This is a genomic window from Lysinibacillus sp. NPDC056959 (genome assembly GCF_042674095.1).
Lineage (GTDB): Bacteria > Bacillota > Bacilli > Bacillales_A > Planococcaceae > Lysinibacillus > Lysinibacillus zambalensis.
Map to the genome: position 1 here is coordinate 41,723 of NZ_JBHURE010000001.1, position 23,222 is coordinate 64,944.

At 38.4% G+C, this 23,222-nt stretch carries 19 protein-coding genes; 1 reads left to right on the plus strand and 18 read right to left on the minus strand.

Annotation, left to right across the window (positions count from 1 at the left end):
- Nucleotides 1-181: 181 nt before the first annotated feature.
- The 12 genes from ACFTQ7_RS00195 to ACFTQ7_RS00250 all read right to left on the minus strand — a co-directional run bounded on the left by ACFTQ7_RS00195 (nt 182) and on the right by ACFTQ7_RS00250 (nt 15,206).
- On the minus strand, nt 182-1,141 hold the full coding sequence (locus tag ACFTQ7_RS00195) for an ABC transporter permease (RefSeq protein WP_349660905.1): 960 nt from the start codon (nt 1,139-1,141) through the stop codon (nt 182-184).
- A gap of 1 nt (nt 1,142) precedes the next feature.
- Nucleotides 1,143-2,189 carry an ABC transporter permease gene (locus ACFTQ7_RS00200; protein ID WP_349660904.1) on the minus strand — a complete coding sequence of 349 codons (1,047 nt, stop codon included), beginning with the start codon at nt 2,187-2,189 and terminating at the stop codon, nt 1,143-1,145.
- Nucleotides 2,189-3,736, minus strand: coding sequence for an ABC transporter ATP-binding protein (locus ACFTQ7_RS00205; protein ID WP_386827014.1), 1,548 nt, complete (start codon nt 3,734-3,736; stop codon nt 2,189-2,191). Before ACFTQ7_RS00205 ends, ACFTQ7_RS00200 begins: the two co-directional genes overlap by 1 nt.
- A 614-nt stretch (nt 3,737-4,350) precedes the next feature.
- Nucleotides 4,351-5,433 carry a BMP family lipoprotein gene (locus ACFTQ7_RS00210; RefSeq protein ID WP_386826773.1) on the minus strand — a complete coding sequence of 361 codons (1,083 nt, stop codon included), beginning with the start codon at nt 5,431-5,433 and terminating at the stop codon, nt 4,351-4,353.
- Nucleotides 5,434-5,485: 52 nt separating this feature from the next.
- The gene (locus ACFTQ7_RS00215) at nt 5,486-6,214 is read right to left on the minus strand and encodes a GntR family transcriptional regulator (protein WP_079560516.1); all 729 of its coding nucleotides are present in this window, start codon (nt 6,212-6,214) and stop codon (nt 5,486-5,488) included.
- 186 nt (nt 6,215-6,400) lie between these two features.
- A complete protein-coding gene (locus ACFTQ7_RS00220) occupies nt 6,401-8,686 on the minus strand; it encodes an FtsK/SpoIIIE family DNA translocase (protein ID WP_386826774.1) in 2,286 nt (761 codons plus the stop codon).
- A gap of 641 nt (nt 8,687-9,327) precedes the next feature.
- Nucleotides 9,328-10,995 carry a ribonuclease J gene (locus ACFTQ7_RS00225; protein ID WP_349660900.1) on the minus strand — a complete coding sequence of 556 codons (1,668 nt, stop codon included), beginning with the start codon at nt 10,993-10,995 and terminating at the stop codon, nt 9,328-9,330.
- Nucleotides 10,996-11,518: 523 nt separating this feature from the next.
- On the minus strand, nt 11,519-12,436 hold the full coding sequence (dapA, locus tag ACFTQ7_RS00230; RefSeq protein ID WP_349660899.1) for a 4-hydroxy-tetrahydrodipicolinate synthase: 918 nt from the start codon (nt 12,434-12,436) through the stop codon (nt 11,519-11,521).
- 13 nt (nt 12,437-12,449) lie between these two features.
- Nucleotides 12,450-13,487, minus strand: a complete 1,038-nt coding sequence (locus ACFTQ7_RS00235; RefSeq protein WP_386826775.1) for an aspartate-semialdehyde dehydrogenase — start codon at nt 13,485-13,487, stop codon at nt 12,450-12,452.
- An 82-nt stretch (nt 13,488-13,569) separates the two neighbouring features.
- Entirely contained in the window at nt 13,570-14,160 is a 591-nt protein-coding gene (locus tag ACFTQ7_RS00240) for a dipicolinate synthase subunit B (RefSeq protein ID WP_349660897.1), read from the minus strand.
- Nucleotides 14,154-14,933, minus strand: a complete 780-nt coding sequence (locus tag ACFTQ7_RS00245; RefSeq protein ID WP_349660896.1) for a dipicolinate synthase — start codon at nt 14,931-14,933, stop codon at nt 14,154-14,156. Before ACFTQ7_RS00245 ends, ACFTQ7_RS00240 begins: the two co-directional genes overlap by 7 nt.
- 9 nt (nt 14,934-14,942) lie before the next feature.
- The gene (locus tag ACFTQ7_RS00250; protein WP_053594254.1) at nt 14,943-15,206 is read right to left on the minus strand and encodes a YlmC/YmxH family sporulation protein; all 264 of its coding nucleotides are present in this window, start codon (nt 15,204-15,206) and stop codon (nt 14,943-14,945) included.
- Nucleotides 15,207-15,925: 719 nt separating this feature from the next.
- On the opposite strand from ACFTQ7_RS00250, the gene ACFTQ7_RS00255 reads away from it, so the two are divergent.
- Nucleotides 15,926-16,081, plus strand: a complete 156-nt coding sequence (locus ACFTQ7_RS00255; protein WP_386826776.1) for a hypothetical protein — start codon at nt 15,926-15,928, stop codon at nt 16,079-16,081.
- Nucleotides 16,082-16,137: 56 nt separating this feature from the next.
- On the opposite strand, the gene ACFTQ7_RS00260 is transcribed toward ACFTQ7_RS00255, so the two are convergent.
- The 6 genes from ACFTQ7_RS00260 to pnp form a co-directional block, all read right to left on the minus strand.
- Nucleotides 16,138-16,632 carry a pyridoxamine 5'-phosphate oxidase family protein gene (locus ACFTQ7_RS00260; protein WP_386826777.1) on the minus strand — a complete coding sequence of 165 codons (495 nt, stop codon included), beginning with the start codon at nt 16,630-16,632 and terminating at the stop codon, nt 16,138-16,140.
- Between the two features lie 11 nt (nt 16,633-16,643).
- The gene (locus ACFTQ7_RS00265; protein ID WP_349660894.1) at nt 16,644-17,426 is read right to left on the minus strand and encodes an ABC transporter ATP-binding protein; all 783 of its coding nucleotides are present in this window, start codon (nt 17,424-17,426) and stop codon (nt 16,644-16,646) included.
- On the minus strand, nt 17,426-18,418 hold the full coding sequence (locus ACFTQ7_RS00270; protein ID WP_386826778.1) for a FecCD family ABC transporter permease: 993 nt from the start codon (nt 18,416-18,418) through the stop codon (nt 17,426-17,428). The genes ACFTQ7_RS00265 and ACFTQ7_RS00270 overlap by 1 nt, the downstream gene beginning before the upstream one ends.
- A 15-nt stretch (nt 18,419-18,433) precedes the next feature.
- Complete coding sequence (locus ACFTQ7_RS00275) at nt 18,434-19,429, minus strand: ABC transporter substrate-binding protein (protein WP_386826779.1); 996 nt, start codon at nt 19,427-19,429, stop codon at nt 18,434-18,436.
- A gap of 220 nt (nt 19,430-19,649) precedes the next feature.
- A complete protein-coding gene (locus tag ACFTQ7_RS00280; RefSeq protein ID WP_386826780.1) occupies nt 19,650-20,873 on the minus strand; it encodes a M16 family metallopeptidase in 1,224 nt (407 codons plus the stop codon).
- Nucleotides 20,874-21,019: 146 nt separating this feature from the next.
- Nucleotides 21,020-23,134, minus strand: a complete 2,115-nt coding sequence (pnp, locus tag ACFTQ7_RS00285) for a polyribonucleotide nucleotidyltransferase (RefSeq protein ID WP_386826781.1) — start codon at nt 23,132-23,134, stop codon at nt 21,020-21,022.
- Between the last annotated feature and the right edge of the window lie 88 nt (nt 23,135-23,222).

Sequence of the window (23,222 nt, forward strand, 5' to 3'; positions counted from 1 at the left end):
GCAAAAAGAATCCAAAGTATGTATACGGAAAGTGTGAAATTTCATTCGGTTACTTGATGAACCTGTTCATACTAGCAAATAAAGATCAACCTTCAACCATTATTTTCCCAAACACTTGCGCTATGCACAAGGAAAAAGACTGAGCATTTTCGCCCAGTCTTTGTTGTAAACAATTGTTTCTTTAGCGTTTCCCCTTAATATAAGGTTGACCACTAGCTTTTGGTGCATTTGCTTTACCGATAAATCCTGCTAATGCAAGGATTGTTAATACATATGGTAAAATTTGCAAGTATACAGCAGGAATGTCTTGAACGTAAGGAATTGTGCTTCCTGCAACACTTAACGTTTGTGCTACTCCAAAGAATAAAGCTGCACCTAATGCACCGATCGGATGCCATTTCCCAAAAATCATTGCAGCAATGGCCATAAAGCCTTGACCCGCAATTGTTGCATGTGAGAAATCGCTTGTAATTGATTGCGCATACACTGCACCACCAAGACCACCTAATGCCCCTGAGATGACAACAGCAATATAGCGCATTCTATTAACATTTACACCCATCGTATCTGCAGCCATTGGATGTTCACCGACAGCGCGTAAACGTAAACCGAATGGCGTTTTATAAATAATAAACCATGCGCCGATAGCTACTGCAAAAGCTAAAATTGACGTACTATAGACATCACGGAATAATAATGGACCAAGGAACGGAATATCCTCTAACAAAGGAATTTCAAAACGAGTTATTGGGTGGGTAATCATATCAGTTTGCCCTTTACCATAAATCATTTTTACTAAGAATACAGTTACTGCTAAACCTAATAAATTAATAGCAACCCCTGATACCGTTTGATCGGCACGGAAGGAAATCGAAGCAACTGCATGGAATAGAGAGAAGATTCCCCCAGCAATGACAGCTGCCAGCATAGCTACCCAAATTGTTGCTGCACCAAATGTTGAAGCAAATTCTAAATTGACATAAATACCAACAAATGCACCAACAACCATTAAACCTTCTAGTCCGATATTGACAACACCAGATCGTTCAGAGAATACACCACCGATTGCCGTAAAAATTAAAGGTGTTGCGAAGAAAATTGCAGAAGGGATGATGAAATATAACATTTCTAAAAAGCTCATGTTATTGTCCCTCCTTTTTTTTGCTCAACTTTTGTAATGCTACTCGAATAATATAACCTGATGCTACGAAGAAAATAATTAACGCAATAATAATAGATACGATTTCCTCGGGAATACCCGCAGCATTTGGCATATTTAATGCCCCGTATTTAAGTGAGCCGAATAATGAAGCCCCGAATACAACCCCTAGTGGCGTATTGGCACCAAGTAAGGCAACGGCGATACCATCGAAACCTATACCTGTAAAGCCTGGTTTAATAGAAGCGTTTTGGAAAGTACCTAATGCCTCCATAGCACCTCCAAGACCCGCAAACATACCTGAAATCGTCATAGCTAAAATAATGTTTTTGTTGACGCTCATACCTGCATAGTCTGCAGCATGTTTATTAAAGCCTACCGCTTTAAGCTCATATCCACGTGTTGTTTTTTCTAAAATGAACCACATAACCATGACCATTAACAGTGCAACAATGATGCCATAGTGAAGACTTGAATTGTCTGTTAGCTCTCTTAAAAACGGAGAACGTAAAGAAGCTGATTCATGAACGCGTTCTGTTTTAAAGCCACCGTCAGACAATTTTTTAATCACTGCATTCGCAATATAAAGTGCAGTGTAGTTTAACATAATTGTCGCTATAACTTCGTGAACTTTAAATTTCGCTTTTAAGAAACCTGCAATAAAGGCCCAAAATGCACCTGCAGCTGCTGCCGCAAGTAATGCTAATGGTAAGTGAATAATTTTAGGTAGATCAAACGCATAGCCTACCCAAGCTGCTGCTAGCCAACCTAAAATTAACTGACCTTCAACACCAATGTTAAATAAACCTGTACGGAAAGCAAATGCTACCGCTAGACCCGCCAATAAATACGGTGTTATTTGACGGATTGTGTTCCCAATAGAATATGAATCTCCAAAAATACCTGTCCAAAGTGCGATATAACCTTGTACTGGGTCATAGCCGCTAACTACCATCACGATAGCCCCAACAATTAAACCGATAATGATAGAGATGATAGGAACGAGAATATTAATGACACGATTTGACATTAGTCATTCCCCTCCTTCGCACCATTCTTTTTATTTTCACTTTTTTGTCCTGCCATTAATAGACCTAGCTCTTGTTCTGTCGTTTCAGTTGGATTTAACTCATCAACAATTTGACCGTCATAAATAACAGCAATTCGGTCTGAAACATTCATGACTTCATCTAATTCAAATGAAATTAACAGTACCGCTTTTCCTTTATCACGTTGCTCAATAAGGCGAGAGTGAATAAACTCAATTGCCCCTACGTCAAGACCACGTGTTGGTAGTGCAGCAATCAATAAGTCTGGATTACGATCAACTTCACGACCGATAATCGCTTTTTGTTGGTTACCACCTGAAAGGGCACGTGCTGGTGTCATTTCACCATTCCCTGTACGCACATCATATTCTTCAATGATTTGGCGTGCTTTTTCAGACACTTTCTTATAGTCCATAACAAAGCCCTTAGCGATCGGAGACTGATAATATGTTTGTAGTGCAATATTATGACCTATTGGGAAATCTAAGACTAAACCATGCTTATGGCGATCTTGTGGAATATGCCCAACGCCTTCCTCAGTAATTTTCCGAGGCTTCATATTTGTAATATCTTTGCCATTTAATTTAACAGTACCACTCTTTATTTTACGTAGACCAGTAATGGCTTCGATTAACTCAGATTGTCCGTTACCATCGATACCTGCAATACCAACAATTTCACCTTGACGTACTTTTAAGTTTAAGCTTTTAACCTTATCGATATTACGGTAGTCTGTAACAACCAAATTATCGATTGAAAGTACTTCATCAGTTGGGTTTGCCTCTGTTTTTTCGGTTTTAAATTCGACTTGGCGACCAACCATCATTTCAGCTAATTGGTTAGGATTTGTTTCAGCAGTGCTAACCGTTCCAATCCCCTCACCTTTGCGAATAATTGTCACACGATCAGAGACTTCCATAATTTCTTTTAGTTTATGGGTAATTAGAATAATAGATTTGCCCTCTGCAATTAAGCGACGCATTATTTGAATAAGCTCTGTAATCTCCTGTGGTGTTAAAGATGCAGTTGGTTCATCAAAAATTAAAATTTCTGCACCGCGGTATAGTGTTTTTAAAATTTCAACACGCTGTTGCATCCCCACAGTAATATCCTCGATTTTGGCATATGGATCAACATCTAAGCCATATTTTTCAGAAAGTGCTTGTACTTTCTTCGCCGCATCTTTAATGTTAACAATACCCATTTTCGTTGGTTCAGAACCTAAAATAATGTTCTCTGTTACTGTGAAATTTTCCACTAACATAAAATGTTGATGAACCATACCAATCCCTAAATCATTGGCCACATTCGGGTTTGTAATTTTAACAGCTTTCCCACGAACTCGAATTTCGCCACCCTCTGGTTGATACAAACCAAAAAGGACGTTCATTAAAGTCGATTTACCTGCACCATTTTCGCCTAGCAGTGCATGGATTTCGCCTTTTTTCAGCTGGAGGGTGATGTTATTATTCGCCACGAAATTACCGAACTCTTTTCGGATTCCTAGCATTTCAATCACATATTCCAATTTTGTCACTCCCTTAATAGGCACTTTTATCAATTTCGCCTTGACGTAATTGTGGCTGTCGCCACAGAAAACATTTTGTTGCTGTCGCTTCGTTGCACTGCGCTTTCGCACAGAAAACATTTGTTGCTGCCGCTTCGTTGCACTGCGCTTTCGCACAGAAAACATTTGTTGCTGTCGCAACATTGCACTGCACTTTTGCACAGAAAACATTGTTCACCGCTTAAAACTAATGCAAATACTTGCCATAATCCCTGTTGCTCAGCGTTTATCACATCGCACAACAATGAATTCAGCCAGAGATTAACTCTTCGTTCATTGGGCATTATGTACCCTATGCACAAAAAATCCCATGCCTATCTTGTCCTACTAATAGAGGTAGACAGTCTTCTAAATGAAGATAAATTAATACAGGAAAGGTCATCGTTAGAAACCTTTCTTCTATTAACTTGTTACCATCATTACTATTCTTGCGATAAGCTCATATAAAATTCTACCTCTACGATAATGACCAGTATAGTTAAATAGAATGTTACGAATAGTCAAAATATAACGATAGATTGAAAAATCATCATAAGGGCCTTCATAAAAAGTCCCTTATGATGATCAAAGGTGAATTATTTTTTCACTTTTTCTGGAACTTTAATTTCACCCTTAGCAATTTTTTCTTTATATTCATCAATAACCTTTAGTACATCTTCTGGGATTGCGCCACGAGAATCCGCAAGCTTCACGCCGTCTTCAGCTAAACCATAAGTAAGCGTTTTGCCACCTGGGAATTCACCTTTTTTCGCTTTATTAGAAATATCTACAACTGCTGTGTTTACACCTTTTAACATAGAAGTTAAAGTAACATTTGTTTTACCGTCTACTTTACCTTCTTCATATTGGTCAGCGTCTACTCCGATTACCCAAATGTTTGCATTAGGATCTTTTTTCTTACGTTCTTTTGCCTCAGAGAATACACCGTTACCAGTAGCACCTGCAGCGTGGAAGATTACATCTACACCTGAAGAGTACATGCTGTTTGCAGTAACTTTACCAAGGTCAGCTTTATCGAATGCAGCAGTATATTTTGATGTAATTTCGATATCTGGATTTACAGCTTTTGCACCTTCAAAAAATCCAGCTTCGAAGCGGTTGATAACTGGAATATCTACGCCACCTACGAAACCGATTTTACCCGATTTAGACATTTTCGCTGCAGCTACACCCGCTAAGAAAGCACCTTCTTGCTCTTTGAACAATACTGATACTACATTGTCCGCTTTTACTTCAGCGTCAATGATTGCGAAATGGTTATCTGGATTTTCTTCAGCGATTGCAGAAATAGAATCTTCCATCATGAAACCAATACCATAGATTAAGTTAAAGTCACGACGTAATAACGCGTTTAAATTTGAATCATAGTCTGCATCTGATTTTGATTGTAAGTAGTCGAAGCCGCCATCACCTTTTTTCAGGTTATGTTCTTTACCGAAAGCTTGAACACCTTCCCAAGCAGATTGGTTGAATGATTTATCATCAACGCCACCTACGTCAGTTACCATTGCTACTGAGAACGCATCTTCTTGGTTGCCTGATGAAGCGTTTTCATTTTCATTCTTAGTTTTTTCTTCCTCTTTCGTACCACATGCACCTAAGATTGCACTTGCAGCTAAAACTGATGATAATACTAAGCCAAATTTACGTTTTTTCATTTGATTAACCCCCCAAAGGTATTGTAATTAGCAGGAAAAAATTAGAAATGTTCTACACCCGTTTACGAACTACATGGAAGCTGAATTTATCAGCTCGGAAATAATTTTTTGAATACAGCACTACTTGATCATGATCATCGTAATGTAACTGCTTTAATACTAAAAGAGCTGTTTCACGTCCGCAATTTAAAATCGGTGAAGCTTGCTCATGATACCCGATAGGATCAATATATGTAACCGCATAGGCAACATGAATTTTACCGGATTGTTCAAGTGCAGAGAAAAGTGAAACTTCTTTTTTTTCTACAAAGTCAGTTGGCAGGAAGCTTGCTGGTAATCTGTCTATGCAATAAACTACCGGCTCGCCATCCGCTGTTCTGACACGTTCAATTGTGAGTATTTTATCCTCGCCATCACACTGGAAGCGTTTTAAATCTTCCTCAGCAGGTATGCTTTCCGTCGCCTTTAAAAAGCGGGAACCGGGTTCCATACCCGCTGCCTCGATCATGGAAGAAATGCTCGATAAATGCTCGATGCCTGATGTAAACAACGGCTTAGGGTTTACAAATGTGCCCACCCCATGTCGACGCACAATCACATTTTCCTCTTCCAACAGTCGTAGCGCTTCTCTAAGCGTTGCTCGACTGACTCCTAGTGATTTCGATAATTCAAATTCTGAAGGCAGTTTTTCATTTTCTTTAAAAACGCCTTTTTCAATGTCAGACTTTAAACGATCAATTACTTGAAGATAGAGATGACGATGATCTGCTTTTATAGTCACATATATCACCACCAAAATCAGAGATCAGACATCTGATGTACAACATTCCTACTAATCGTTCATAAATATAACATTTTTATAGACTGAAAGCAATTACACTTAATGTAATTGCTTTCGAATTTTTAAATGAACTTGGGCCTACTCGATGTATACAACATTGTTCAATTTTTTAATTTTATTTTGGTACTAATTATCGTATTGATGAATGAGCACTTGTCGAGGTTTACTACCCTCTGAAGGCCCGACAATACCGCGTTGTTCCATTTGATCGACAATGCGAGCAGCTCTCGAATAACCGATACGGAAGCGGCGTTGCAACATCGAAACAGAGGCAGTCTGCATACTAACAACTAACTGTACAGCCTCATCAAATAATTCATCCGTTTCCTCTAAAACTGTCTCTTCTTCGGTCGGAATCATTTCCTCCTGATATTGCGCCTTTTGCTGTTCTATAACAAAGTTAACAACTGACTCAACTTCTTGATCTGATAAAAAAGCACCTTGCACACGTTTTGGTTTAGATGCACCCGCTGGTAAAAACAGCATATCTCCTCGACCGAGTAAACGCTCGGCTCCACCCATATCTAAAATCGTTCTAGAATCGATTGCAGACGACACTGCAAAGGCAATGCGCGAAGGAATATTTGCTTTAATAACACCTGTCAATACATCTACACTTGGTCGTTGAGTTGCAATTATTAAATGAATACCCGCTGCACGTGCCATTTGTGCTAAACGTGTAATAGAATCCTCTACATCACTTGAGGCAACCATCATTAAGTCTGCTAACTCATCTACAATTACTACAATATAAGGTAATTTAGGGTGTTTTTCATCTGTTTGCTCATTTACTTTTTGTACATGACTATTGTAACCTTCGATATTACGGGTACCTGTATGTGAAAATAGATCGTAGCGGCGTTCCATTTCTGCCACAACTTTCTTCAACGCCTGAGACGCTTTACGTGCATCCGTAACAACTGGTGCCAGTAGATGTGGAATACCATTATAAACATTTAACTCCACCATTTTCGGGTCAATCATCATCAGCTTAACCTCATGTGGTTTTGTACGCATTAGGATTGATACGACAATACCATTTATACACACACTTTTCCCACTACCCGTCGAACCCGCAACAAGTAAATGTGGCATTTTATTGAGCTCAGCAAGTACTGCTTGTCCAGTAATATCACGACCAAATGCAACTTGCAATAATGCTTCTGGCTTTGCGCCGTCCTTAGTCTCTAACACTTCCCGGAGTGTAACAATAGCTACCTCACTATTTGGTACTTCAATGCCAATCGCTGACTTCCCAGGAATAGGTGCTTCCATACGAATATCCTTCGCAGCAAGTGCTAAAGCAAGGTCATCCTGTAAGTTTACAATTTTACTTACTTTCACACCTACGTCTGGTAATATTTCGTACTTTGTTACAGCCGGACCTAAATGAACCTGTGTAACTTTTGCCTTTACCCCAAAGCTTTGCAAAGTTTGCTCTAGCTTTTTCGCATTTGCCTGTATGACCGAATATTCGCCACTTTGGTCATGTTGTGGCGGTAATTGTAATAAATTATAAGACGGAAGTTGGTAGTCTGCATTCTCCACAGCATCTGCACCTTCAATATGAACATCATCAATAATCTCACCATGTTCAATGTCTTCATTTTCGGCCATTGCAAATGACTCTCGTTCATGAGACACATTTTGAGTAAAAGCAGAGATGATTGGTTCATGAGAAATCTCTTCCTCTTGTACTTCAGGCTCCTGATCAACGGCCGCAATTTCATCCTTGCTTTCTACTTTTGAACGGCGATTAGAAGGTTTTTTCGGCATATTCTTTTTCTTATCACGATGTTTCTTCTGCCACTTGCCAAAAAGGTCGGGCATTTTTTTCGCTAAATATGGAACAAGCGCCTTTCCTGTTACTAAAATTAATCCGATAAAGAAAATAACCCATGCAACGACTTTCGCACCTGCCGCCTCAAATAAAACATGTAGAGCACTAAATAACAGTGCACCCACCATTCCGCCACCAAGCGCATTACTTCGATTGATGATACCCTCAGAATTAATTAAAATTCGCCAAGATTCTCGCAAAACAGAGTCTGATAATAATCCACCAGATTTTGATAATTGTTCAAATAAAATGCCATGACTAAAAATTGTTAAACTCATAACAATTAGAAGCATACCTAATATGACACGATCATAAATGCTTATTTTTTTACGCCCAATCATCAGTAACACCGCAACGAAAATAAGCATAAAAGGCACAGCAAAATGTAAATTCCCAAAAAGGAACATCGTAATTGTTTGTAAAACTCGGCCAATCATGCCATATTCAAAAATCATAATAACCGCAAATGCAATTAAGATAAGACCTAAAATTTCATACATAAGCGGATGCATTTCTTTTTTCTCTGTCGTCGCTTTTCCTTTCGTGACTTTTCTTTTTTTACTAGTCGCCATCTATTTCACCTTCTTTTGCAATCCATTCTTTAATATGTAGCAAATAATAACATGTAGAACTTGATTATTCCAAAAAAACTCATCACCGTAACGTGGTGTTGATTTCCGTTCCAGCTGGACGCTTTGTTGCTGCCGCTTCGCTTTCGCACAGTTAAAACATTTGTTGCTGCCGCTTCGCTTTCGCACAGTTAAAACATTTGTTGCTGCCGCTTCGCTTTCGCGCAGTTAAAACATTTGCCGCTGGCGCTTCGCTTTCGCGCAGAGAAGAGCTTCCTGAGGGCGTCCGATGAGCCGCTAATCCCCAAGGAGTTGCCCAATCGTAACGAAGATCAACTTATTATAAATGGCATATATTATAACAAATATCATCTCAAACTTTCTGGATTGAGGAAAAAAAGGATTTTCCACCGTTTACATTCGGTTAGAAAATCCTTTTTCGTTCAACGATGATCTTTCATTTATCAATTGTGCCTTGGCATAATTGCGTCTGGAATCGGCTTTGTGCTTGCACAAAGCCGATTCCATGACATCCGCCGGAGGCTTTAACTTCTTTCAGCGGGCGTTTGGACACCCGCTGAAAAATAGCTTACATTCGCATTCATTTCACCACCTATAGAGGGGGAGACTTCTGCTGAAAGAAGTTAATATTCCATAATGATTGGGATAATCATTGGGCGGCGCTTCGTTTTTTGGAATAAATACGTATTCAGTGTATCTCGAATTTCTTGTTTAATGTTTGTCCATTCAAAAGTATCTTTACCAACGTATTTTTCAATAACATTTTTAGCAATATCAGAAGCTTCCACCATTAATTCTTCTGATTCGCGTACATATACGAAACCACGCGATAAAATTTCTGGACCAGATGCAATTTTCTTTTGAGCACGGTTTAATGTAACGACAACAATGAAAATACCATCCTGCGATAATAACTTACGATCGCGAAGTACTATGTTCCCTACATCACCTACACCGATACCGTCTATTAAAACATTACCAGCTTGTACACGGCCACTCATTCGCATTTTACCATTTTTATATTCTACAATATCCCCTTTATCGGCGATAAAAATTTGTGATTTTTGCATACCTAGCTGTTGAGCAAGCTTAGAGTGAGCAATAAGCATGCGATACTCACCTTGCACAGGGATAAAATACTTTGGTTGCATTAAGTTTAGCATTAACTTTAAATCTTCTTGGCTACCGTGACCCGATACATGTACATTTTTGCTAGATGTGAGAATTTCAGCACCTGCTTTTGCGATCGAGTTCATCGTATTAGCCATCTGTACTTCCATACTAGGAGACGGTGTAAATGTTATTAATACTGTATCGTTCTTTTTAATTTTAATGTCTCGGTGATGTTTGCGGACAATTTTCTCTAATGCATCAAGTGGCTCCCCTTTATTACCTGTAGCGATAATAATAATCTCATCATCTTGATACTTTTGCATTTCTGAGATAGGGATGATTGTATCTTCTTCTACTGTTAAGTAACCTAGATTTGCACCTAAATCCACAGCTTTTTCTAAAGGTTTCCCTACAATAACTACTTTGCGGAACGACTTTTGAGCTTGTGTTAATACTTGCTGTATACGAATAAAATTCGATGCATAAACAGCAACTAAAATACGACCTGGTGCTGAATGGAATGTTTTTGATAATTGCTCTTCAATCACAATCTCAGATGTCGTATAACCTGGTCGCTCAGCTTCACTCGACTCAGATAGCAGCATAAATACGCCTTCTTCTCCTAGCTGAGCCATTTTTGCTAAATCAGGCTTAAACTTACCTGTCGCGGATTGATCGAATTTAAACTCACCTGTATGAACAATTGCTCCTTCAGATGTATGGAACACTACCCCTAACGAATCGGGAATACTATGTGTTGTATGGAAGAATGTCACATACGTTGAGTTAAAATTCATACGACTACGGTTCGTAACCTCAAAGAATTTCACCTGATGTGGTGCAGGCAATTCCTTTAAATGTTCCTTTGCAAGTGCAATTGTTAATTTTGATCCGTACACTGGCGCTTTCACTTTTTGTAATACATAAGCAATTGAGCCAATTGCATCTTCATGACCATGTGTTAAGAAAATCCCTTTCACACGCTCTTTATTTTCTTCTAAATACGTAATATCTGGAATTACGATATCAATGCCCAGCATTTCGTCTTCTGGGAACATCAATCCGCTATCCACTACAAATAGCTCTTCGTCGATTTCTACTACGTACATTGCTTTTCCAATTTCGCCAACGCCACCAAGTGGGATGATGCGAATTAATTCATTTTTCTTTTTTGTCAATTTATTTCCTCCTAAAAAATATCCCGAACAGCAACCACTTAAGATTTATTATAAGGTTTGCAAAGCTTTTGCACAAATTAAAAATGCAGCTTTCATGATAGAAACAGAAATTTATTGCTAATTTTATTTCTAATAGATGGAAAGTAGGCGGAGGATGTAGCATCGCGAAAGGTTTAATTTTATAAAAAAAAGCGAAGCGAGCTTTTGGAGATTGGGATATAGTGCGGTTAAAGCCATTTTCAGTAATGTTTTTTCTTCTTCCATATAAATAAATCGATGATTAAAAGATAAAAACAATTGACTATAAAAATAGATCTAAATACCTTGATAGATTCTGGATTCCTACCTGAGAGAATATCAGTCATCCCTGAGCAGTTATCCTCATTGGGACGATACTCTATATTTTTTCGGGAAAGTGTCTCACCTGTCTACGAAATATCCAAAGAAAAAAGACCGTAAACAAACTAAAAAAATTCGAGTTTGTCTACGGTCTGAGGATTTACTATTTAGCTTTAATTACAAATTAACTAAAGGTACTTACTTCTCTAAAGCTTCTCGCTTTTTCTTGATACGTATCCCAAATTCGGTCAAAGTTTGCTTTTTCTTCTTCTGTCATTTCCATCATTGGTAAACGAACATTAAGTGTATCAAAGCCTAATTTGGTCATCGCGTATTTTACAGGCGATGGGTTTGGCTGTGCGAACAGCGCACGTACAAGTGGTAATAATGCTCGGTGAATTTTGGCTGCTAGCTCGTGATTTCCTTCTTCAAACGCTTTAATCATTAATTGCATATCATTCCCTACAACATGGGCAGCAACTGAAATAATTCCTGCTCCACCGATTGCTAGTAGTGGGAGTGTTAAACCATCATCACCACTATACACTAAGAAATTATCATCTGAATCAACATTCTCAATAATATCGCCCATTTGATCTAAATTGCCACTCGCTTCTTTTATCCAGGCAATATTAGAAATTTTACTTAAAGCAACAGAAGTTTCATAGGCAACATTGACGCCTGTACGTCCTGGCACGTTATAAAGCATGACAGGTAAACTTGTTTCTTTTGCAATCGTTTCAAAATGCGCGAAAATACCGCGTTGATTTGGCTTATTATAATATGGTGCTACAAGCATGATACCATCTGCGCCATTTTCTTCAGCCTTGTGCGTCATTGCTATAGAGTAAGCCGTTTCGTTATCTCCTGTACCTGCAATAACCGGTACACGACCTGCCACTTTCTCTACTGTAAAACGTACAACTTCAATTTTTTCTTCTGTGGACATAGTTGGGTTTTCAGAGGTTGTGCCACATGCGACAATACAATCTGTACCATTATCAATCAAATGATTAATAATACGTTCTAGTTCTGGATAATTAATCGTGCCATCTTCTTTGAACGGCGTAATCATCGCCGTTCCAATTCGACCTAAATTCATCCTTACACCCCTCTTATAGTAAGTTATCCTCTAGCATTGCTTCAGCAATTTGAATAGAGTTTAATGCCGCGCCTTTCAAAAGATTGTCGGAAACGATCCATAAGTGGAATCCTTTTTTATTGTCTAAATCTTGACGGATACGCCCTACAAAAGTAGCGTCTTCCCCTTCTGCATAAATAGGCATTGGGTAAGTCTGTGTTGCGATATCATCTTGTAATACGACACCAGGCGCATTGCGTAATACTTCAAAAATTTCCTGTATTGTTGCTTCTTTTTCTACTTCAAGATAAACAGATTCAGAGTGTCCCGAAACGACTGGCACGCGAACGCAAGTTGCGGCTACTTTTAACTCTGGTGCATGCATAATTTTCTTCGTTTCATTAATCATTTTCATTTCTTCGTATGTAAAGCCATTGTCTGTAAATTTATCAATTTGTGGAATGACATTACGAGCGATTGGATAATGACGTTTGTCGCTACCAGAAGGTAAAATATTTGCTTCTACATCCTTACCTGCATCCCAATTTGCACTTTGTGCCTTTAATTCCTGAATAGCAGAAACACCTGCACCTGAAACTGCTTGATATGTTGATACAATAATTTTTGTTAAGCCAAATGCTTGACGAATAGGTTCAAGTGCAGCCATCATTTGAATCGTAGAGCAGTTTGGATTTGCAATAATCCCTTTATGCTTAGCAAGATCACCTCGATTTACTTCTGGAACAACTAATGGTACGTCTGGATCCATGCGGAAATGACTCGTGTTATCGATCACTACTGCACCGCGTTTTGCCGCTTCTGGCGCTAGCACTGCTGATACCGAACCACCAGCTGAGAATAAAGCGACATTGACGCCATCAAAAGCTTCAGGTGTCGCTTCTTCAATTGTATATGTCTTCCCATTAAATTCGATTGGTTTTCCTGCTGAACGTGCTGAAGCTAAAAACTTTATATCTCCGATTGGAAAATTCCGTTTAATCAGTTGTTCCATCATTTTTGTGCCTACTGCTCCTGTTGCTCCTACTACCGCAACTGTTAACTGCTTTGTCATCTGTCATCTCTCCTTGAATCCAAGTTACATAATGTGTGCTATTGTATCACAAAAATACTGAAAATTGTGTGTAATTTGAGAATTATTTTAAATATTGTACCAACAGTGGCTGTAATTGCTTTTTCTCAGTAATCGCTTCATAAACAGTTTCGACCATTTGATCAAAATCAGCAATCAAGGAATTTGGTTTTGAATGTGGCGAGTCCTGCCCAAATGGAATAAAATAAATGTTTTTAGCATTTAACAGCCTCATTATATTTATACCATTTAAGCCAAGTGCATCATTCGTTGATATACCTAGAACAACAGGCGAACCGTTACGCAATGTTGCCTTCGCAGCCATCAATACAGGACTGTCTGTTGCTGCATTTGCAAATTTACTAATACTATTTCCAGTCATCGGAGCTATAACCATCGCATCCAATGGATTGGATGGCCCAAATGGTTCTGCCTCTTTAATAGAAGAAACAACCTTTTCTCCCGTTAATTCCTCTATTTTGGCAATCCATTCCTCACCAGTGCCAAAACGCGTAGCCGCATGTAAAACGGAGTGTGTAATGATTGGAACAACTGTTGCTCCTGCATCTATAAAGTTTTGGATTTTAGGTACTACGTCCGCATACGTACAGTGGGAGGCCGTAATACCTAAACCAATTCGTTTCCCCGTTAGCAATTTTCTTCCTCCTCTATTGCCTTGCACAATATTGTCGCAGCATCATGCGCAAAGTATTTCCCAGGTAATGATGGCAATAGCACATACGTTTGTAATTGTTCAACGTCTATATCTAAACAGCCAGGCTCCGAAGCCAAATCATATAGTACAGCCGGGACATGATCTTGGAATGATTCAGTAATCCACTTAGCAGGAATCGTATTGACAAAAATCCCATCATTAATTGACCATTGGCGGTCATCTAAATCCGTAGCTTTATAACCATATGCCTTTGCTTCACTCACTTGTACAACTGAACGCGCTACTATATGGACATTAGCGCCCATCTTGACGAGTAAAGATGCGAGCATTTTGGCAGTGCGCCCAAATCCTGCGATAGTAAAGTTTTGTCCGTAAATACATTTTTGCTCGAGTCCATAAAACGTGGCGATAAATCCCTCTGCTGTTAATCTTGCATTTTGCCAAATAAATGATTCTTGTTGTAAATAGCAATTTGTTTCATTTTTCTCAAGCAATTGCTTCCAATGCATCGTTAAACGCCCTGTATAAAACTTAACTTGAGATATCCCATAAAGCTGTTCCACTTCAATTTTTAGTGGAAGAATAGGAAGAATAATTCTATTTGGTTGGAATTCTAATACAAGCTTATTCAACTCTTCATTCCAAACTGATGTTCTTTTATAAAATACAGTTCTCGATGGGCTTCTTAGCATGGTAGCTAATTCCTTTAACCTTAGATCCTCACCGATAACAAGCCATTTTTCATTTTCCAAAAGCTCACCTCACTGTAAAAATTCTGACTGTACTGTCGTTGTTTTGTTAAATAAAATTCGATCTTCGCCTATTAGTATAATTTCGTGCCAAGGTATCATTTCACTTACTTTCACTTTCTTTTTCTGAAATGGCAATTTATCTTTCACAATCTCAAAACCATGAATTTTTCCTGTTTGCACATCTAATAAACATTCCGTATGTGCCAATATGCCAAAGTGTACGCCACCCTCAACTTGAATTAACTCTTTATCCACCATCTCTGATAGTAGCATGCCTCATCTCCCTCCTTGAACCGTTACCTCAATATATGCCGAGTTTTTGCAATTCGTGACCCTTACCCAAAGTCTGAAATGTGCATTTACTAGCACATTTGTAAATAGTGTATATATACAAATGTGTGAAGTGAGGAATTTGTGCAAATCCATTTGAGCAACCACAAGCGTTTTACCATTTTAAGGGAGTGCACTAACTAAAAAATTAATGGCAGGTGACACACTACCATCTATTAGTGCACTTGCTTTTCGCGATATGACAAAGTGGTGGGCTTATGTTGTTTTAAGCGAGGTGGATTTATCGAAACGGTAACTGGAAAAGGAAGCTTTGTTACAGAAAGAAATCAAGATTTTCTACGCGAGGAATTATTGCGTCATTTTTAAAAGTATATGCAGCAAGTGGTTTGAACGGTCTTAACTGCTGGCTAGCAAAAGAGGAAGTACAGGAGTTATTTACATTATGAATACTATTGAACTTCATGATTTACATTAAGGCATGAATGGTTTTCTCTTAATTCAGTACCGAGGTTATCATTGGTTTTACTGGACCGAGGAGTCGACTGCGAAATTTTGCTATTCGGCAAGGATGTTGTCGAACATGAAATATCGATTAAAAACGACATCGGTGTAGTTTTTGACGATTTTCATATACTTGAAACGCTCAATGCGACGTAACTCGACAAGACTATGGAAAAAGGTTTTAAAATATGGGATAGTGATTGGCACTATTTAAAGGAAGTAATGAGGAAGTACGCAAAATACCAGAGGCACTAGTTCATAAAAATAAAGTATACGATGAAAAGGCTTCGATTCATCTTTGTTCAGTTTTATATCCATCATCTAGACGAGGCAAAAAGGGGGCGTCATTTTCATGATTAGCAAGAGAAGTTTTTTAAAGAATAAAAAAAATAGGTTGCCGTAAAGGGGCGACCTATTTTTTATCAATTACTACATGGACTAACGTATCGTTCGCTATATCAATTATAAATGCCTTACCGAAGCCTACTACATAGCGGCCTTCCAATGGTGTGAGCTCAAATAGTGAGAAATCAAGTGTACGTAACAGCTCCATCATTTTAGCATTAAACAATTTATTAAATGCTGCAAATACATCCTCATGTCCTTCATTGCCTAATGTCTTTGGTTTACATTGCCAACGTGCTCGTTCTGCTGCAAATGGATTTGGTGTCACTGCCTCATCTGCCACGCAAAGTACATCTACAAGTTGAGCCTGCTCCATGAGTTGGAAATGCTCTGCGATACGACTAATATAGACGTAAAATTTACCATTCAAACGCACAAATGGGGTAGTGCTACTAAAAGGTTTCCCTTCTCGATCCACAAGACTTAACACACAACTTTTCTTTCCTTCAATAAATGTTTCATAGCCTTGCTTTACTTGCTCAATATCCATTTCTTTTTGCATCTTACTTCCTCCTATGCCTTGACAGTACTTTTTAATTGAATCCGTGGAGCACTATCCCATGATACATATTGAATTTCTGCATCCATTCGGTATATTTGCTGAATCATCTGTTCGGTCATTACCTCTTCAGGCGTGCCAACTTGGGCGCGTTGACCATCCTTTACAACTACGATTTTATCACTATAGCTAGATGCTTGATTTAAATCATGAAGCACCATCACAATCGTCATCCCCATTTCGTGATTAAGCTCTCTCACTAATTCTAGAACTTCATGCTGATGTGCGATATCTAAGTATGTCGTTGGCTCATCCAACAATAAAATTTGTGGCCGCTGCGCCAAAGCCATTGCTATCCAAGCTCGCTGTGATTCACCACCCGATAAAGCTGCAATAGGCTTTTCTCTGTAATGTGTGAGATGTGTTTTCTCAAGAGCCCAATCAATAATAGCCTCATCCTCTGCATTTAAACGCTCAAACCATTTTTTATGTGGATATCGTCCGTATGCCACTAGGTTTTTAACAGATATATCAGTTGGAGCCTGATTTTTTTGACTCAACATGCACATTTTTCTTGCTATGTCTTTGGAAGAGAGTCGACGGATATTTTCTCCATCAAAGATAATGGTTCCTTCATTATAAGGCTGCATACGTGCAATAGCTTTTAAAATAGTAGATTTTCCGGAGCCATTGGGTCCAATAATGGATAGGACCTCACCTTTTCCAACTTCAAAAGAAAAATTATGGACAACTTCCTTTTGTTCATAGCGGACATATAGCTGTTCAATTTTTAACATTAAAACGCCTTCTTTCTCATTAAATATAAGAAGTAAGGTCCACCAATGACAGACATAAGGATGCCCGCTGGAATATCGAGTGGCGCAAACAAAGTTCGTCCACCAGTATCAGCAATAAGTAACACAATAGCCCCCATCGCCATACTCATTGGTAGTAAATATTTATAGTCTGAGCCTACAAGCATTCGAGCCATATGCGGTACGATTAAACCAATAAAGCCAATCATTCCTACTGCTGCTACCGAGATTGCCGCTAAAAATACAGCCAAAATAGATAACATAATACGAATACGAGTTACATTTTCCCCTAAATTTACTGCTACTTGATCTCCTAAACGTATAATATTTGCCTTGCGTATCGCAAAAATAGATATGACCCAACCTATTATTGCGTACAAATAAATCATTTGCAGTGAAGCGTTTCCCTTGGCCGCTAAACTACCATTCATCCATTGCACTGCTGATGGTAATCGATCACTATAAAGAATCGATAAAAATCCAATAACACCACCGCACAGTGCATTTACTGCAACTCCTGACAAAATAATAGTAATTGGTGTAATGCCTGTTCGTCGCCAGGCCAGTGCATAAATTATAGTTGCGGCAATTAAGCCCCCAATAAAAGCTGCGGCTGGGATAAAGTGAGTGAATTCTGGATTTGCTAATAAAATGATTAAAACAAATGCCGCTGCTCCACTTGTAACACCCGTCAGCCCTGGATCAGCTAGTGGATTTCCCATTACGGCCTGCAATAATGCACCTGAGATTGCAATATTAGCTCCAACTATTAGTGCTAATAAAACACGTGGTAAACGTATATCCCAAATAATTGTAGTATATACGCCAGCATTATCACGTCCATTGACAATTGTTGTTAGAATATCTGGGATTGCAATTTTTACACTACCTAGCCCTATCGCAACAATAGCTGCTACCATTGTTAACACAAAGGTCATGATAATAATTATTCGACTTCTTGTTGTACTAATCATAGGAATACCTCATTGTTATTTGTAAAAATAATCAGCGATTGTTGTAAGTGCTGTCTCAACATTAGAAATGGAAGTTACACCAAACGTACTATAATCAAGCATATGGATTTTGTCATTTTTATAAGCTGAGAGTTGTTTCCATGCACTGTTTTTTTCAATCTCTTCTTTGAACTTATCTTCATTTGCTCCATGGTCACCTGATGCTAATACGAAAATGATATCTGGATCAGCAACGACAATGTCTTCTAGATTCATTGCAGAATAAGTTGATTCTGCTTTTAATACTGATTTTGCAATATTATCAGCACCTAAACGCTCAACTAGACTACCTAGATATGATTTTTCATTCATAACCATAAAGGAGTCAGATGTTCCGATCACAAGCATGACAGATGGAAGTTCCTTTCCTTGTGCTTTTGTTTCAAGTTCCTTTTCCTTTGCGACAATGTTTTGAAGTAATTTATTCATTTCTTCTTCTTTTCCAAAATATGTACCAAGTACCTTGAAGCTCAATTTTAAGTCATCATATGAATCTGTCGGTAGATAGGCTGTTGTTAAATTCATTCCCTGAAGTGCTTGTTCTAGTGAACTTTGTAGAGAAGAAGCTCCAATTATTAAGTCAGTTTGTAAACTCGATATAACTTCTAGATCTGGTGCCATAGGTGAGCCAATTCGTGTAATAGCATCGAAATCTGCTGGAATCGGATTTGTCGATGTTGGAACACCTACTGGTTCTATATCAAGGAGATGTAGCATCTCTGTTAAAGGAACCGAAGTAGTAACGATTTTTTCGGGAACTTTTGCTGGAAAGCTAGCTAATGCTTTTTGAAATTCCTCCTCATTTACACCATCCTCAAATTTCCCCTCTTGTACTTTAGTTGATTCTGATATTTCTCGTTGCTGTAATGTCTCGTCTTTTTGTATCTCCTTATTTTCCTCTTTTTCTTGTTGTGAGCATCCAACTAATGTAAGTGATAATGCTAGAAGCCCTACACCTAACCAATTTTTCATACTAATACTTACCTCCAACTAATTGATAATGATTTTCAATATCAACTATACTATCAAACTTTATTGAGAATATCAACTTCTAATTGATAATGAGCATTTTCAACTAAAAAAAGAAGAACCTCGAAAGCTATCGAGATCCTCCTATTATCGAAAAACGATGTCAGTGATAATGAAAAAAGGAACACAAAACTATAGTAATAGTTTTGTGCTCCTTTTAAATTTAAGCTTCTGGACCAATAATTGAAATGGCTGGCTCAGCTTTTAAAATTTTTGCTATTAAGCGATCGACCGATTCCATTGATACGGCATCGATGGACGCTAATACTTCATCAACCGAACGATGTTTACGATGCACTAACTCACTTGTACCGTTGCGATTCATACGAGCACCTGTCCCCTCTAGACCGAGAACAAAACTACCCTTCAGCTGTTCCTTCGCATTCATAAGTTCTTCCTCTGTCACACCACCAGCTACGATATCAAGTAATGTCGCATCAATTGTATGTTGAAGCTGTGATAATTGCTGACGACTTGTACTACCATAAATCGTAAATGCGCCAACATCAGCATAACAAGATTGATAAGAAAATATCGAATATGCCAAACCACGTTCTTCGCGTACTTCTTGGAACAAGCGAGAGCTCATATTACCACCAATAATATTATTAAGTGCAATAAAGCTATACATATCCGGATCCTTTACACCAATTGCTGGATATGAAATGGCTAAATGTGCTTGCTCCGTATCGCGAGTTTTAGAAATCTCTCCTGGATAAAAATGAGGATTCGTTAACACAGGCTCAACTACAAGTGGAGATGGTTGATAGTGGCCAAATAACTCTTCAATTGTTTGTATGAGCTTTGCAGAAATATTTCCTGCTATTGAAATAACAACTGATTCTGGACCATAATGTTTAGCCATATAGTTACGGATCATATCTGCTGTAAATGTTTTTAAAGTAGCGGCAGTTCCTAGTATTGGACGACCGAGTGAATCGTTTGGATACATGACTTCCCATAGCTTTTCATGAACATCATCATCAGGTGCGTCTTCACTCATTAGTATTTCCTCTAATACAACTTGTCTTTCCTTCTCTAATTCTTCCTCTGCAAACGTAGAATTAAAGAACATATCCGCTAATATTGTAACGGCAAGCTCAGCATGATGGTCTAAAACCTTTGCATAATAACAAGTGTTTTCCTTAGATGTAAAGGCATTTAACTCGCCACCAATTCGGTCAAATTCTTCGGCAATTTGGCGAGCTGTTCGAGTTTTTGTCCCTTTAAAAAGCATATGCTCGATAAAATGTGTAATACCATTTTCCTCAGGTAGCTCATAACGAGATCCTGCATTAACAAAAATGCCTAGCGCAACGGATCTTACATGATCGATTGGCTCAGACACAATACGCACACCATTCTGACATGTATGTACTTGTACCAAAAAATCTCCCCCAATTCATCTCTGGTTCAACATTAAAGGCAATGTGAAGCATACCGAAATTTATATGGATATCTCGAATAGAGCCAGTTTCCTTATAGTTGATTTAAAAAAGGCTGCGCATAATACGCAGCCTTTTCTACAATTTATTATTTATCTTGCTCAGCGCGTTCTTTTTCCTCTTGGATAACTACTTTACGAGATAAATTCACACGACCTTGCTTGTCAATTTCAATAACTTTTACAAGTAATTGATCGCCTAGTTTTAATACATCTTCAACTTGTTTTGTACGTTCCTCTTGAATTTCAGAGATGTGAAGTAAGCCGTCTTTACCAGGGAATATTTCACAGAACGCACCGAATTTTTCAATACGTTTCACTGTTGATAAGTAATACTCGCCAACTTTTGCTTCACGTACGATGTCTTCGATAATTTGTTTTGCACGAGCGTTCATTTCTTCATCTGCAGAAGAGATGTAAATTGTACCATCTTGCTCTGTATCAATTTTTACGCCAGTTTCTTCAATAATTTTGTTAATTTGTTTACCACCAGGTCCGATAACATCGCGAATTTTATCAGGATTAATTTTCACGATTACAATTTTCGGAGCAAACGTAGATAATTTTTCACGTGGTTCTGCAAGAGTAGCAAGCATTGATTCTAAAATGTGCATACGGCCAATTTTAGCTTGTGTTAATGCTTCTTCTAAAATATTGCGTGATAAACCATCAATTTTAATGTCCATTTGAAGTGCTGTTACACCTTTAGCTGTACCTGCAACTTTAAAGTCCATATCCCCAAGGTGGTCTTCCATACCTTGAATATCAGTTAAAATAGAGTAGTGTTCTCCTTTTTTAATAAGACCCATTGCAATACCAGCTACAGGTGCCTTTAATGGAACACCAGCATCCATCATTGCTAACGTTGAAGCACAGATAGAAGCTTGAGATGTAGAACCGTTTGATTCAAGTACTTCCGATACACAACGGATTGTATATGGGAATACAGTTTCATCTGGAATAACTGCATCAAGAGCACGTTCGCCTAATGCACCATGACCGATTTCACGACGACCTGGTCCACGAATTGGGCCCGTTTCCCCTACAGAGAATTGTGGGAAGTTATAGTGATGCATAAAGCGTTTTGATTCTTCCACACCTAAACCGTCGATAATTTGTACATCACCAAGTGCACCTAATGTACAAATAGAAAGGGCTTGTGTTTGTCCACGCGTAAATAATCCTGAACCGTGAGTACGTTGTAATATGCCTGTTTCAGAAGAAAGTGGACGGATTTCGTCTAACTTACGACCATCTGGACGAACTTTATCTTCTGTAATCTGACGACGTACTTCGTCTTTAACCATTTTATCTAGAATTGTATAAACTTGCTTCATTGTTACGTCATCCGCTTCTTGCTCTTCATAAGAAGCAATAACACGGGCTTTTACCTCTTGAATAGCCTCATCACGTGCATGTTTTTCTGCAGTTTGAATTGCATCATGCATGTCAGTCTCACAAGCTGTTTTTATATCTGCTTGAATCGCTTCATCAATTTCAAATAATGTTATCGGTAATTTTTCTTTCCCTACTTCTGCAATAATTTGCTCTTGGAAAGCAATAATTTTTTTGATTTCCTCATGACCGAACATAATAGCTTCTAGCATTACTTCTTCCGGTACTTCTAGTGCACCTGCTTCAACCATGTTGATAGCGTCCTTGTTACCTGCTACAGATAAATGGATTGTTGATTGATTAGATTGTTCTACTGTTGGGTTCACGATAAATTTACCGTCAATATATCCAACTTGTACACCTGCAATCGGTCCGTCGAATGGAATATCCGAGATAGCTAACGCTAAAGATGAACCAACCATTGCAGCCATTTCAGACGTGCAATTTGGATCGTTAGACATAACCATTGAAATAACTTGTACTTCGTTACGGAAACCATCTGGGAACATCGGACGAATCGGACGGTCGATTAAACGGCTTGCTAAAATTGCTTTTTCAGATGGACGTCCTTCACGTTTAATAAAGCCACCAGGAATTTTACCTGCTGCGTATAAACGTTCTTCGTAGTTTACTGTTAATGGGAAGAAATCAAGTGGTTTCGGTGATTTTGACATTGTTGCTGTTGAAAGTACAGATGTATCACCATAGCGTACTAAAACGGCCCCATTTGCTTGTTTAGCTAACTGTCCAACTTCGATTACTAGCGGACGGCCAGCCCATTCATAGGAATAGACTTTCTTTTCGTTCATTCAATGAACCCCTCTCTATTATAAAAACACTTACTTCGTCTGTATGTACTAATAGTAAGTGTACCAAAAATGCTTGTTCTATGCTAAA

What these genes read in the sequence shown, in the direction of transcription:
- ACFTQ7_RS00200 (WP_349660904.1), bottom strand. Translation starts at nt 2,189, where the DNA reads ATGTCAAATCGTGTCATTAATATTCTCGTTCCTATCATCTCTATCATT.
- ACFTQ7_RS00260 (WP_386826777.1), bottom strand. Translation starts at nt 16,632, where the DNA reads ATGCAAAAAGAAATGGATATTGAGCAAGTAAAGCAAGGCTATGAAACA.
- pnp (WP_386826781.1), bottom strand. Translation starts at nt 23,134, where the DNA reads ATGAACGAAAAGAAAGTCTATTCCTATGAATGGGCTGGCCGTCCGCTA.
- ACFTQ7_RS00250 (WP_053594254.1), bottom strand. Translation starts at nt 15,206, where the DNA reads ATGCTACTATCAGAGATGGTGGATAAAGAGTTAATTCAAGTTGAGGGT.
- ACFTQ7_RS00270 (WP_386826778.1), bottom strand. Translation starts at nt 18,418, where the DNA reads ATGATTAGTACAACAAGAAGTCGAATAATTATTATCATGACCTTTGTG.
- ACFTQ7_RS00275 (WP_386826779.1), bottom strand. Translation starts at nt 19,429, where the DNA reads ATGAAAAATTGGTTAGGTGTAGGGCTTCTAGCATTATCACTTACATTA.
- dapA (WP_349660899.1), bottom strand. Translation starts at nt 12,436, where the DNA reads ATGAATTTAGGTCGAATTGGAACGGCGATGATTACGCCGTTCAAAGAA.
- ACFTQ7_RS00210 (WP_386826773.1), bottom strand. Translation starts at nt 5,433, where the DNA reads ATGAAAAAACGTAAATTTGGCTTAGTATTATCATCAGTTTTAGCTGCA.
- ACFTQ7_RS00220 (WP_386826774.1), bottom strand. Translation starts at nt 8,686, where the DNA reads ATGGCGACTAGTAAAAAAAGAAAAGTCACGAAAGGAAAAGCGACGACA.
- ACFTQ7_RS00235 (WP_386826775.1), bottom strand. Translation starts at nt 13,487, where the DNA reads ATGACAAAGCAGTTAACAGTTGCGGTAGTAGGAGCAACAGGAGCAGTA.
- ACFTQ7_RS00195 (WP_349660905.1), bottom strand. Translation starts at nt 1,141, where the DNA reads ATGAGCTTTTTAGAAATGTTATATTTCATCATCCCTTCTGCAATTTTC.
- ACFTQ7_RS00265 (WP_349660894.1), bottom strand. Translation starts at nt 17,426, where the DNA reads ATGTTAAAAATTGAACAGCTATATGTCCGCTATGAACAAAAGGAAGTT.